This window comes from Coleofasciculus sp. FACHB-712 (genome assembly GCF_014695635.1).
In the GTDB taxonomy this organism is placed as follows: domain Bacteria; phylum Cyanobacteriota; class Cyanobacteriia; order Cyanobacteriales; family FACHB-T130; genus FACHB-T130.
In genome coordinates this window covers 1-12,676 of the sequence record NZ_JACJOQ010000510.1, presented here as the reverse complement: position 1 = coordinate 12,676, position 12,676 = coordinate 1, and the positions used below count along the sequence as shown (strand labels likewise).

Genomic DNA, 12,676 nt, shown 5'->3' with positions numbered 1-12,676 from the left:
TGGAAATATTGGTGGTGACTTCTGATGGTGTCCCCATTCGCAAGCGGGTTCCGGGGACAACGCGATCGCAAGTAATCAAGGTTGCCGATCAATTCCGTGCCGAAGTGATTAACCCCCGAAGACAGAAGGCTTACCTGGCTCCAGCCCAAAAACTTTATAAGTGGATGATTGCACCCATTGAAGCCGATTTACAAGCGCGGGGTATCCAGAATATGGTCTTCCTCGCAGACAGTGGGCTACGCTCCATCCCGATTGCCGCTCTCCACGATGGTCAAAAGTTTCTGGTGGAGAAATACAGTACGGGGCTGATGCCCAGTCTTAGTTTGACGGATACTCTCTTCAAAGACATTAAAAATTCCCAAGTTCTGGCAATGGGAGCGGAGAAGTTTCCCGAACAAAGCGCGTTACCATCAGTGCCCCTGGAGTTGTCAATGATTACGCCCCAGCTGTGGAAAGGCAAAGCCTTCCTTAACGACGCCTTCACCCTCAAGAATCTGAAGTCCCAGCGCTACTCGCAGCCCTTTGGGATTGTCCATCTAGCAACTCATGCCGAATTTGAATTAGGCCCTCCTAGCCAATCCTACATTCAGCTATGGGACACGAAACTGCGATTGAATCAGCTAAAGCAAATGGGCTGGAACGATCCACCTGTAGAGTTATTAGTGCTGAGCGCCTGTCGCACAGCGTTAGGCAATGAACAGGCAGAGATGGGCTTTGCTGGATTGGCTGTGCAAGCAGGGGTGAAATCGGCAATGGGAAGTCTGTGGTACGTCAGCGATGAAGGGACGCTGGGACTGATGACCAGTTTCTATTCACAATTGAAAAAAGCCCCCATCAAAGCGGAGGCACTACGGCAGGCACAGATATCGATGATTAATGGAGAAGTAAGTATTGAGGGAAACAAAATGCATACTTCCAGAGAGGATATCTCGCTACCTCCGGAGTTGGCAGGGTTAGGAGAGAAGAAACTCTCTCATCCCTATTATTGGGCAGCATTTACGATGATCGGCAATCCTTGGTAAACACTTAAAAACGCCAAATTAAACATTCTCTGATTTTTAATTTGGCGTTTTTTTGAATTTTTAATTGCTTAATACCCACGAGCGCATCAGAGCATTTACTTGTTCTGGTACCTCATCATGGGGACAGTGACCTGCTTGTAAAAAATGCTCTGTCAGTTGAGGATAGTATTGGCGAAATTGCTCCGCTCTATCTCTTGCATTCATCCAGGGATCTGCTTCTCCCCACAACAGCAACAGCCGGCAGCGCATCTGCTTTAATAAAACGTCAACTTTTTCGCCTTGAGGCGTTCTGAAGACAGAAGCAAACACTTGAGCAGCACCGGGATCGCAAGAGGGGCGATAGATTTCTTCCACCAACCGATCGGTGATCGCACTCTGGTCGAGATAAACTTTCTGGAGTGTATTCCGAATGACTGAACGTTGTCGCGCATACTGGAACAACAGAAAACTAGCCCAGGGTTGGCGAAAAAGTGACTGAACGACTTCACCCATCACTTTTTGGATAGGGTTCGGTTGAGTCGGCACCTTAAGATTGGTGAACGGGCCAGCACTATTGAGCAATACCAATCCAACAGCGGCTGATGGACGTTGGGCTGCCACGCAAAGCCCGCAATAGCCGCCTAGAGAGTTTCCTGCTAACACAACTGGCTGACGAATCACGTTAGTGATGAAATCATACAGTTGGTCTCGCCACAAGTCGCCACCATACTCCCACTCCGGCTTGGCTGAACGACCAAAGCCCAGCAGATCGATCGCCCAAACTTCAAAATCCTGACTCAGTTCAGTAATATTCTTGCGCCAGTGGTCTGTAGAGGCACCAAAGCCATGAATCAATAATAGGGGCGGGCGTTCGGTTTGCGGTTGTCCTGACCGTACATAATAGATGGATTGCCCCCGCCATTGCCAATAAGTGCCGGGAATGGGGACGGTAGAGGCTGCTGGGGTTGCCTGCATGTCACAAAAATGTTAAGTAATGTTAACTTCTTTATTTTAGCTTCTCAGGAAGGCTGGATGCCCTTAGACATTCAGTAGTTCCGTCTAAGGGCTTGGTTGCTGCATCCCCGTTAGTTATGTTGAGGAAAGGTTTTGCTCAGGCGTAGGGGAAATGCTGGAGCGATCGCCTCCTCAGAACGCATAAGTATTGAGTAATATAAAAAAAGCAGCTAGAATCTTAACATTTGCCTTGAGCGACCCAACTTCAGATGGGGTAACGTAGGCGCGTAGCGGCTTTCCGTATGGTAGTACGCAAGCTGTGTTCGCATCACATCTGGAGTAGAGAAGGGGAGAGTTCAAGTAGCGTTTATCAATCGTAGATCAGTAACGAAGAGGGAAGAGCAGTGTCTGTCGAAACCGTACAAAAGCCTTCAACAGTCCGTAAACTCGCACCTCGTTATCGTGTGTTGCTCCATAATGATGACTTCAACCCAATGGAGTACGTGGTGCAGGTTTTGATAACGACGGTGCCTGGTATCACGCAACCTCAGGCTGTCAGTATCATGATGGAAGCTCATACCAATGGGCTTGCTCTCGTGATTACTTGCGCCTTGGAGCATGCGGAGTTCTATAGCGAAACATTGAACAACCACGGATTGACCAGCACCATAGAACCAGACGAATAAAATACGCCCAGGCAACAAGTAAGAGGCAAGAGGTTGTTAAAAATAAACTTTGTCCGTTTAGCCCAGTACCCGGCACCGGCGCGGCTGGGCTGTTTTGTGCTGAGTTTACTCTTGCTCTGGTTGCCGGTGGCTGCACCCATTTACTTACTCTTGAGTAAAGATCCCAACTTAGTCACCATCCTGACGATGGGGCTGTTGTTTGCAGCGTTTCTCCTGCTTGTTCGGTGGTGGGGTCAGAAAGTCTATCAGCAACCCCAGCTACTGAGACGCTATGGTTTACAAGGAACGCGGCAAAATGCCAAAGAGCTTTTCTCTGGACTGGGTGTTGGCGTCTTGATTACTTTCAGTCTGTTTGGGCTGGAGGGGCTATTGGGTTGGCTGGTGTGGCAGCCTCCGACAATTCCATTACCCAAACTGATTTTAGAAGGGTTGGCGAGCGCTCTGGGTATCGGTTTTGCAGAGGAATTGGTATTTCGAGGTTGGCTGTTAGATGAGTTGGAACGGGATTATCGTCCCCGCGTATCTCTTTTGGCAAATGCTTTTATCTTTGCGCTGCTACATTTTCTGAAGCCGCTGAGGGAGATTTTTCGGACTTTGCCGGGATTTCCAGGGTTGTTGCTGCTGGGATTAACCCTGGTTTGGGCAAAGCGCGGAAGCAAGGGGCGTCTAGGACTTTCGATCGGTCTGCACGCTGGCTTGGTTTGGGGATACTACATCATTAACGTGGGGAATCTGGTGCAATTTTCTGGTCAAGTTTCCGACTGGATTACTGGTGTGGACAAAAATCCCTTGGCGGGGGTAATCGGGTTGGTGTTTTTGAGCGTTTTGGCGTTTGGGATGCGGAAGCGATCGCATTCACTACACTCGCCTCAATAATCAACAACCATTGATCCTAGACTCAACCTATAGCATTACCCAATCTGGCTTCTGGAGTGGGAGAGTCCCTCTTTATCGGCAAACGGAATTCTCTACTTCCCTGCGTGTCTCCCCCATCTAAACTCTTTGGAGAGAGGTTAACCGAAAAGTATTATAAAACTTAGTTGTGGCGGATTCGGTAAGCGGCTCTTGAGGAGCAACGACGAGCGCAAATATTCTTACCAGATTGCCCCTCGCCGCTTCAAGTCACGCTTCATTGCTTCTGAAAGTCCTGTATTCTCTCCAAATCGAGCTTTTTCCACTTTTACCGTGCCTAAATCCGCATCGCTCAAATTGGCACGACGCAGGTCAGCGCCGCTTAGGTCGGCACCCATCAAGTTTGCACCTATCAACGTGCCACTACTCAGGTCAGCACGACGCAGGATAGCATAACTCAAGTTCGCCTCACTCAAGTTGACACTACACAAGGAAGCATCAATTAAGTTGGCACGACAAAGGTCGGCTCCAATCATTTGAGCCTCATTCAGTTGGGCACATAGTAAGTTGGCACTGTTGAGGTTAGCGCCAATCAAGTTGGCACCCATCAAACAGACTTTAATAGCGTCAGCTCTGTTGAGATTGGCACTGAGCAAATTGGCACCGCTCAAATCAGCCATATTCAAGTTGGCTTTATTTAGCTTGGCACCCGCGAGATCGGCACCAATCAGATTGGCACCCAGCAGCAGCGTACCCAGCAAAATCGAACCGCTTAAGTCGGCACCATGTAGGTCAACGCCACTAAGATTAGCACCCGCAAAATCTTTAACGGGATTTAATCCAGCAATTTCTGCTAATTCAAGGAAGTTATCTGTATCTGCCTCTACAACGTGTAAGATCAAGTCTTTCAGTCGCTGGAGAGATTTCTCATTAGGCACATTCAAACTCTGTCCGGCTTTCATTAGGCTTTTGTTTGGACCTGAATAGGCAGAGGGCAATCATTCTCTCTATTACCGCCCTCTTGTTACGACTAATATGCTTCAACCCCAGTTCCTCGACATCCGGATATTCACTTACAAATTGGTTATTTTGCTCTAGTTGAGCCAAAATTGCTTCTAAGGATTTATCGAGACTGTCTGTTGACTCCTCATCAACCATCTCTAGGTGGGATTTTTTAGAATTTGAGTATTGCATTTTTTACCTCAACATCATTTAGCTTAAGTAAACCCATTCTAAAAATAACATTGCACTGCGATCGCCGGGGAAATATCCACTAAAATTTACGTGAATTTGAGGGTTCATCAAGTTATGGAAAAGTAACAAACTCCTTTTCGTCTAGATGTCTGAAGCTGCATGAGTTTTAAAAAAAATTTTGATTCTCAACCAGTAAAACAAAAGCAATATTTAGTATGTTTTTATACTTGGCTTACTTAAATTTTGATTTCTGGATTGAACTCGCTCGAAAAAACTTTACGGTTGTTTTTGTCTAAAGTTCGATTGGTTGGCATTTCCCCAACAAAATAGCTGGGATCTTTACGGGCAGACATTTATCAGACTCAGAAAAAGAAGATTTAACCTTGAGCTGCTTGAGGGACTTTGGGCGATCGCTTATCGAGCGATCGTGTTGCGTAGCCGACAGCATATGCTGCAATTGAAATGGCTATGTGGCGATCGCATCGGTTCAGTTGCATCAGGGGAACACCAAGCGAAATTACTATGTAATCTATAATACTTTTACCTACTGACATTCCCTTTGCTCGAAATGCCTTTTTAGTCAAGTTTCTATCAAATTGCATAAAAGAATAATTGTGAATCCACGCTTCTCGATAGAAGGCGAATCTGATGATTTGCTGACAATTTAACAAAGTAGTAATTTCTTCTGAATGTCAAAAAATCTCAACTCAGTTGCTGCCAACTATTGCCTTTACGAAGGGCAATAAATTTATACCTAGCCCTAATAATTCATAAAGGTTGCCAATAAATTGTCAAAGCTCAGCGTCGGTTTCTGGGATGACAAGCTTGACATTTTAAACGGGAAATGGTGTAAGAACGGGGATGCTTATCTCTTGCAAAACCTGATTTAAGTCCTGACTGAAGTAGGGATACGATCCCACTACGTAGATTTCGGCTTAGTTTTGAAAGAACCCAAACCTGTTCTCGAAGAAAACAGGTTTGGGTGAGCAACCTTGCGATCGCTTCGGTAAAATCCCCTAAGATTCATGGGGGATACCCGGAAGGGCGTTTGGCATCTATAGCGGTTCTTATTTTTATGCCATACACTCTGACCTCGCCCCTCCCCTTCCCGATTCCGAAAAGGGGACTGGAGGGTTAAACCTGGATTGGACTCAACTTGGCATCACTATAGTTGGGGATGCCAATATAGTCTTGCAGCGCTTTCACCTCCAAAGGAGCTGACTGCAAGGCACGAATCGCTGCCGCAGTAGCTTTAGCACCTGCAATCGTCGTGATCATAGGGATTTTGTAAGTGAGGGCACTGCGACGAATCAAGCGTCCATCTGCCTGCGCTTCTTCCCCAGAAGGTGTGGTGATAATCAGCTGAATCTTGTTGTTTTTGATCGCATCCAGAACGTGAGGACGCCCCTCATGCAGTTTCAGCACCACATCCACCTCTAGCCCATGTTCCCGCAGCACTTTGCGCGTGCCAACGGTGGCGACAATATGAAAGCCCAACTCAATCAAATCTCTGACCACTGGCACCGCCGCCGCCTTGTCCCGGTCGTTCATTGAGACAAACACTGTGCCAGATAAGGGCAACCGCTGTCCCGCTGCTAACGCTGCCTTAGCAAACGCTCTTCCGAAATCCACGTCAATCCCCATCACTTCTCCCGTCGAGCGCATTTCTGGCCCCAGAAGGGTGTCAGCACCGGGGAATTTTTCAAAAGGCAGTACGGCTTCCTTGACGGCAACGTGACGCGGCAGTACCTCCTCTGTCAAGTCGAGGGATTCCAGCGTGGCACCTGCCATAATTCGGGACGCTAGAGCGGCTAGGGGTACTCCAGTCGCTTTGGAGACATAAGGGATGGTGCGCGAGGCTCTGGGGTTGGCTTCCAGAATGTAAACTTGTTCCCCCTGAACGGCAAACTGGATATTCATCAATCCAATCACCTTGAGGGTCTTGGCGAGATCGATAGTCCAGGTACGGATGGTATCCAAGACTGCTTCCGATAGGGAAGTATAGGGCAAGGAACAGGCAGAATCCCCAGAGTGAATGCCCGCTTGTTCGATATGCTCCATGATGCCGCCAATCACCACCTTACCAGTGCGATCGCTGATCGCATCCACATCCACCTCAATCGCATTTTCCAAAAACTTGTCGATCAAGATCGGATGATCGGGTTCCACCAGCACCGCATACATCATGTAGCGCTGCAAATCCTCATCGGAGTAGACAATTTCCATCGCCCGTCCTCCCAATACATAAGAAGGACGTACCACGACGGGGTAGCCAATGCGCTGCGCGACCGCTAAGGCGTCTTCAAAACTCCGAGCAATTCCGTTCGCTGGTTGCTTGATATCAAGTTCCCGCAGGATTTTTTCAAATCGCTCTCGGTCTTCGGCGGTGTCAATCGAATCTGGCGAAGTTCCCCAAATTTTAGCGGTGATTTCGGGGTGGGATTGCAGATATTCCTGCAATGGTAAAGCCAATTTTAGCGGCGTCTGACCCCCAAACTGCACGATAATTCCCTCTGGCTGTTCCGCCTCGATGATGTTGAGAACATCTTCTTTCGTCAGCGGCTCAAAGTAGAGGCGATCGCTCGTATCATAATCGGTGGAAACGGTCTCCGGGTTTGAATTGACCATAATCGTCTCAAACCCTTGCTTGGAGAGAGAATAAGCTGCATGACAGCAACAGTAGTCAAACTCAATCCCCTGCCCAATCCGGTTCGGGCCACCCCCTAAAATCATCACCTTGCGCTTATCTGAGGGCAATACCTCCGATTCTTCTTCGTAAGTCGAGTAGTAATAAGGAGTCAGCGCCTCAAATTCCGCCGCACAAGTATCCACGGTTTTGTAGACGGGGACGACGCCCAACTGCTTGCGGTAGTCGCGGACTTCATCTTCGGTCGTTTTAGTAGCGTAGGCGATCTGGCGATCGCTAAAACCTTCCTGCTTGATGTCCCACAACTTTTCTTTTGTCAGGTCTTTCAGCTTGCTTCGCTTCAAGAACTTCTCGGTTTCCAACAGTTGTTGCATCTTATCTAGAAACCACGGATCGATTCCCGTCAGTTCATAGACTTCTTCTACCGTCATCCCCATCAACATGGCATGACGAACGGTGAAAATTCTCTCTGGATGAGGCGTCCGCAGTCCCGAACGAATTTGTTCCAAACTTGGCAATTTCTCGTTCTTGTCGCATCCCCAACCCGCGCGACCCGTTTCCAAGCCTCTTAATGCTTTCTGGAACGACTCGCAGAACGTCCGCCCCATCGCCATCACTTCTCCCACCGACTTCATCTGCGTCGTCAGGATTGCCTGAGAACCCGGAAATTTCTCGAAGGCAAATCGGGGTATTTTCGTCACCACATAGTCAATGGTCGGTTCAAAGGACGCCGGGGTTTTCTTGGTGATATCGTTGGGAATTTCGTCGAGGGTATAGCCTACCGCCAACTTTGCCGCTATCTTCGCAATTGGGAACCCGGTCGCTTTAGAAGCCAGGGCAGAACTGCGAGAAACGCGGGGGTTCATCTCAATGACAATCAGGTCGCCAGTCAGAGGATTAACTGCAAACTGAATATTCGAGCCGCCGGTTTCTACCCCAATCTCGCGGATAATTTTAATCGACGCATCCCGCAACCGCTGGTATTCCTTATCGGTGAGGGTTTGCGCGGGTGCTACGGTAATCGAGTCCCCAGTGTGGATGCCCATCGGGTCAAGGTTCTCAATCGAGCAGATAATCACGACGTTATCTGCCAAATCGCGCATGACTTCTAGTTCGTACTCTTTCCAACCCAACAGCGACTGTTCGATGAGAATTTGCGACACTGGGCTGGCATCCAAACCGCCCTGAGCCATTTCTTCAAATTCTTCCTGGTTGTAGGAAATGCCGCCGCCGGTGCCGCCTAGGGTATAGGCAGGGCGGATAATCAAGGGATAGCTGCCAATTTGGGACGCGATCGCCTTCGCTTCGTCGAGGGTGCTAGCAATCCCCGATGGGCACACGCTTACCCCAATTTTCGCCATCGCTTCCTTAAACAGCAGCCGGTCTTCGGCTTTCTCGATTGCCGGTAGCTTGGCTCCAATTAACTCGACCCCGTACTTTTCCAGTACTCCATTTTTCGCAAGGGTGACGGCTATATTTAGAGCTGTCTGACCTCCCATTGTGGGCAGCAGCGCATCAGGTTGTTCTTTGGCGATTACCTTTTCTACGATTTCTGGTGTCAACGGTTCAATATAGGTGCGATCGGCCGTTTCCGGGTCGGTCATAATGCTGGCTGGATTCGAGTTCACCAGCACGACTTCATATCCTTCCTCCCGGAGCGCCTTACAGGCTTGAGTGCCTGAATAGTCAAACTCGCAGGCTTGTCCAATCACAATTGGACCAGAGCCTAGTAACAGAATTTTGTGGATGTCCTGGCGGCGGGGCATAGTTGTTTGTCCTAGCGTGACTGTTTTAAGTCCAGATTATTTTAAAGGCTTTCTTCCCTGTGCTTGGTAGTGGTTTTTGCCAATTTGCCCAAGATTTGATGAGGAAAGGTTTTTGCAACTTATTTTGTGTCAACTGGCAAGTGTCTTCTTGGTACAACCAGCTCCCATTGACCGGGCAGTTTGATCGAGGCTATCGATGTTAGAGACCAGGTTATCGCGTCTCTACCGCGATCGCGTCAAATCCGCCCTTCCATTCTGAACTCTTCGGTTCTCATTCCCATGATGTAGGGAAGCCAAGAAATCTGCCTTTTAGGTTAGTTGACAACTAATTTCAACAAGTTTAAAATCAATTTCTGGGTTTTTCTTTACAACTTAAATCAGAACTTTTACAACTTCATAATAAACAAGCAGAGAGAAGATATCTTCCCTCTGCTCAGTTAGTGTTACTCTCTGTCTTAAAGAACCACAGGTTAGGTACTGAAAATTTTAGCAGCCTGCATATCGAGGCTACATCTAGCTTACCTCAACGGGATTCAAGAGGCAGATACTAATTATTCGTAGTCTGGACAAAACCCAAGGTCAAGCTGTCTTTAGCGAGGAAGTGAGCCAGATGATAAGCCCGCTCTTCGGTTTTCAGCAAGATTGTTTCGTACAGATAACGGGTTGCGCGATCGCCCAAACTTTCTGCTTGTCCTGCCTGACGCCGGATTAGCTGAATCATCGCTTGCTCGGCGGCTAAGTCGTGTTCCACCATCTGGCGGCAAGAAAATACCCCTTCATCTTCTGGCGTGAAGCAGCACAGCTCTGCTAACTTGGCAAAGCCAGCTACTGGAACGCCACCCAGTCCATCCAACCGTTCGCCAATATCATGAACGTGTCCCTGCACCTGTTCGTAGCTTTCGCTGAAGAACTCGTGCAGCATATAAAATTCTGAACCTTCGACCACAAAGTGATGCTTTTGATATTGCAAGTACAGCGCCTGAAAACTCGCTAGAGCAATGTTGAAGCCCTCACAAACCGGCGTGGTGATACTGCGATCCAGCAACACCGGATTGTCATAAACCTGACCGAAGGAGCGCAATACACTCTGAGTTTCGGACATCGTTGTATTCTCCTCTCAATAAGCAACGGTTGTTGCTAATGCAGTAAGTGTATCACGCTAACCCAATTTTGGTGTCTCACTATAGTCTGAGCCAGTTTGACCCGATCCGCAGCAAGCGCTAGTTCCTCAGTTGTATCCTTGCCTATTTCTCGCAAGCAATTAAATTTTTAGTTAAGCTAGTTGAGAATTGTTGTCGTTTGAGTTATATGTATTAACTAGGGTGAAATTGTAAAAATTCCCTACGTCAGGGAATTTTCGGAAAGGCTAGCGAGTCCAAGGAAGTTATAGACAATGCTAATTTTTCGCGTCTGTGGGAACGAATGAATCCAATAGAGCCAATTGAGCCACAACCAGAAACCGGCAAGGTTGTTGAGGTGAATCGAGCAGATCGGTGGCAAGTTTATTACCGCTTGCGAGAGTTAGGAATTTCCTGTGGGTGTGCGGTTGACCAGCCCTTGCTGGTTGAGGTCTACAACACGACAGCAGCGATTCAGCTGTGGAGTGTTGTTAGGCAGTTAACGGCATCGCGCGGCGAGTTAGTGAGCCATCTGGAACGCTGCTGGTAGACGAGTAACGATCCAAAAGAAAGTTAAAAGAGGTTGTAAAAAAGCATGAGTAAATTTAAACAAAACAACTCAGAATTCCGCCTTGAGGGATGGTTACTCGGTTTTGTCATCGAAGATGGCTATAAAATCAAATATTTGAGACTCGCAACTTCACAGGGTGAATGTCAGATAAAGCTTGCCAAAGAAGCTCGGATTTCCCTATTTCGCTCAGGAGTGACACCCGGTACTTGGGTTGAGGTTTTTGGCGAAACTAAGCTCAAGTTAAAAAGCGGAGAAGTCAAACAAAAGGCTTATCTGGTTAAACCGGGTGTTCCCCCCAGCCAATCTCAGGAAGTTACACAAGTTGAGGAAATTCAGGAATTGCCTCGACCTGCTAAAAAATTACCTCTACCTTCCGGCGTCAAAGCGACAATTTTGGTGTGTAAGAAGTCAGATTGTTGCAAGTTGGGTGCTAATAAAGTTTGTCAGGCTTTGGAAGAAGGTTTGCGCGATCGCGGCTTGGACGACCAGGTTACGATTAAAGGAACTGGCTGCATGAAGCGTTGCAAATCAGGGCCAAATATCGTTATGCCGGATAAAACCCGCTACACTCGGATTAACGCTACAGAAATCCCTGAAATTATAGATAAACATTTTCCAGATGAGATGGTATCTAAAGAGCTAATTGCACCTCGTTTGGAGTGCGAAACGGCTAGGGTTCGTTAATAATTTTTCGTAATTTATAGATAATACATACCCCCAACTTCTTTTTATCAGGAAGTTGGGGGTATCGTCTATGTGCAGCCTGCCATAATATTAGTACCTGACCAAAGCGAGTAGATGACTATGGCGATCGCTACTGTAACCGAAAGCTTCTCTCTAGAAGACTTTATGACTAACCCCCCCGAACACATGGAGTGGGTGGATGGACAACTTGTGGAGAAAATGGGAATGACGGTAAAACACAGTCGGGTTCAGAGTAAGCTGGTTCTTTCCTGGGGAAATTACATAACCCAATCTGGACAACGAGGAGAGGTTGTTGTAGAACTTCCCTGTCGGACTTTAAGGCAGGGACGTCGTCCTGATGTATCCTACCTCACAGCGGAATTGGTAGCGCAGTTTGGTGAGGCAGGAGGGTTGCCACAAAGTCCACCGCTAATTGCTGAAATCGCTTCTCCAACGGATTCAGCCGAGGATTTGTTTGCCAAAGCAAGCGAGTATTTAGAGTCGGGTTGTTCGGAAGTCTGGCTAGTATTTCCTGAGAGTCGTCGGGTATTGTTAATTACTCAAAGTCAGACATTAGGGTTTAATACTGGTGATGTAGTGAGTACGCAACTTGTACTCAGAGGATTTAGTGTAGCGCTAGATGAATTGTTAGCTTGAAGCTGACAGTTGATAGAGATTTTAAATATTACTAAATGGATAGTAATTTTAGCGCGAGTAGCGTGGCAAGAGCGATCGCCTAAAAGTTACGTGGATTAAGCAAAAACCCACCATCACCGCCTGAAGACGGGCATAGTGGGTAAAGAGAAGGAAATTCTTCAACTCAAGAAAGCGCGATCGCTTTTTTGGCATCGCCGTCCATCTTGGCTAAAGCGTAAACTGACCTTGCATTTGACTTAGAGCCTTAGTGCAAGCAGCGCAACTGCACCCTAGATGGTCTTTGATAGGATTACTCGGTTGCACAGATGCAGGCACTTGTTGATCTTGCACGACAATAACTTGTGCAGTTGGTGCAGACAGCATCGTATTTGAAGCTTCAGCGGCTTGTGCTGTATTCGCTAGCAGGAGCATTGATGCCAAAATTATCGGACAAGTAAGCAAAGCAAGAGCAATTCTGTTCATAATTCAACAGGTTACAGTTTTTGATGGCATTATAGCCAATTAATTGCCCGCTAAGTTTTGCTTAACGGCAACCAAATCCTTAGC

The 12,676-nt window shown here is 47.6% G+C and carries 14 protein-coding genes; 6 read left to right on the top strand and 8 right to left on the bottom strand.

Translation table 11 applies throughout. From position 1 onward, the window contains the following. Positions 1–1,022 (top strand): CHAT domain-containing protein (locus H6F50_RS17065; protein WP_190429623.1); only part of this gene is annotated, 1,022 nt, incomplete at its 5' end. A 60-nt stretch (positions 1,023–1,082) separates the two neighbouring features. Here H6F50_RS17065 and H6F50_RS17060 read toward each other — a convergent pair. After that, positions 1,083–1,976, bottom strand: coding sequence for an alpha/beta fold hydrolase (locus tag H6F50_RS17060; RefSeq protein WP_190429622.1), 894 nt, complete (start codon positions 1,974–1,976; stop codon positions 1,083–1,085). Between the two features lie 383 nt (positions 1,977–2,359). Between H6F50_RS17060 and clpS the strand changes: the two genes are divergently transcribed. Together clpS and H6F50_RS17050 are read left to right on the top strand one after the other, a co-directional pair. Next, positions 2,360–2,641 carry an ATP-dependent Clp protease adapter ClpS gene (gene clpS, locus H6F50_RS17055; protein WP_190415151.1) on the top strand — a complete coding sequence of 94 codons (282 nt, stop codon included), beginning with the start codon at positions 2,360–2,362 and terminating at the stop codon, positions 2,639–2,641. A 42-nt stretch (positions 2,642–2,683) separates the two neighbouring features. Continuing rightward, the gene (locus H6F50_RS17050) at positions 2,684–3,517 is read left to right on the top strand and encodes a CPBP family intramembrane glutamic endopeptidase (protein WP_347277175.1); all 834 of its coding nucleotides are present in this window, start codon (positions 2,684–2,686) and stop codon (positions 3,515–3,517) included. Positions 3,518–3,735: 218 nt separating this feature from the next. Here the strand turns inward: H6F50_RS17050 and H6F50_RS17045 are convergent, their stop codons facing one another. The 5 genes from H6F50_RS17045 to H6F50_RS17025 form a co-directional block, all read right to left on the bottom strand. After that, positions 3,736–4,455, bottom strand: coding sequence for a pentapeptide repeat-containing protein (locus H6F50_RS17045; protein ID WP_190429621.1), 720 nt, complete (start codon positions 4,453–4,455; stop codon positions 3,736–3,738). Next, complete coding sequence (locus tag H6F50_RS17040; protein WP_190415153.1) at positions 4,424–4,687, bottom strand: hypothetical protein; 264 nt, start codon at positions 4,685–4,687, stop codon at positions 4,424–4,426. The genes H6F50_RS17045 and H6F50_RS17040 overlap by 32 nt, the downstream gene beginning before the upstream one ends. A gap of 377 nt (positions 4,688–5,064) precedes the next feature. Next, complete coding sequence (locus tag H6F50_RS17035; protein ID WP_190429620.1) at positions 5,065–5,241, bottom strand: hypothetical protein; 177 nt, start codon at positions 5,239–5,241, stop codon at positions 5,065–5,067. A gap of 580 nt (positions 5,242–5,821) precedes the next feature. Continuing rightward, complete coding sequence (gene carB, locus H6F50_RS17030) at positions 5,822–9,100, bottom strand: carbamoyl-phosphate synthase large subunit (RefSeq protein ID WP_190429619.1); 3,279 nt, start codon at positions 9,098–9,100, stop codon at positions 5,822–5,824. A 547-nt stretch (positions 9,101–9,647) separates the two neighbouring features. After that, on the bottom strand, positions 9,648–10,202 hold the full coding sequence (locus tag H6F50_RS17025) for a Dps family protein (RefSeq protein ID WP_190415157.1): 555 nt from the start codon (positions 10,200–10,202) through the stop codon (positions 9,648–9,650). 320 nt (positions 10,203–10,522) lie between these two features. On the opposite strand from H6F50_RS17025, the gene H6F50_RS17020 reads away from it, so the two are divergent. The 3 genes from H6F50_RS17020 (at position 10,523) to H6F50_RS17010 (ending at position 12,130) form a co-directional block, all read left to right on the top strand. Then, a complete protein-coding gene (locus H6F50_RS17020; protein WP_190429618.1) occupies positions 10,523–10,768 on the top strand; it encodes an Asr1405/Asl0597 family protein in 246 nt (81 codons plus the stop codon). Between the two features lie 45 nt (positions 10,769–10,813). Beyond that, complete coding sequence (locus tag H6F50_RS17015) at positions 10,814–11,473, top strand: (2Fe-2S) ferredoxin domain-containing protein (RefSeq protein WP_190429617.1); 660 nt, start codon at positions 10,814–10,816, stop codon at positions 11,471–11,473. Between the two features lie 114 nt (positions 11,474–11,587). Beyond that, positions 11,588–12,130, top strand: a complete 543-nt coding sequence (locus tag H6F50_RS17010; protein WP_190429616.1) for a Uma2 family endonuclease — start codon at positions 11,588–11,590, stop codon at positions 12,128–12,130. A gap of 48 nt (positions 12,131–12,178) precedes the next feature. On the opposite strand, the gene H6F50_RS17005 is transcribed toward H6F50_RS17010, so the two are convergent. Together H6F50_RS17005 and H6F50_RS17000 are read right to left on the bottom strand one after the other, a co-directional pair. Next, positions 12,179–12,322: a hypothetical protein gene (locus H6F50_RS17005; protein WP_190429615.1), complete on the bottom strand. Its 144-nt coding sequence runs from the start codon at positions 12,320–12,322 to the stop codon at positions 12,179–12,181. 15 nt (positions 12,323–12,337) lie between these two features. Beyond that, positions 12,338–12,592 carry a hypothetical protein gene (locus H6F50_RS17000; protein ID WP_190429614.1) on the bottom strand — a complete coding sequence of 85 codons (255 nt, stop codon included), beginning with the start codon at positions 12,590–12,592 and terminating at the stop codon, positions 12,338–12,340. Positions 12,593–12,676 lie beyond the last annotated feature (84 nt).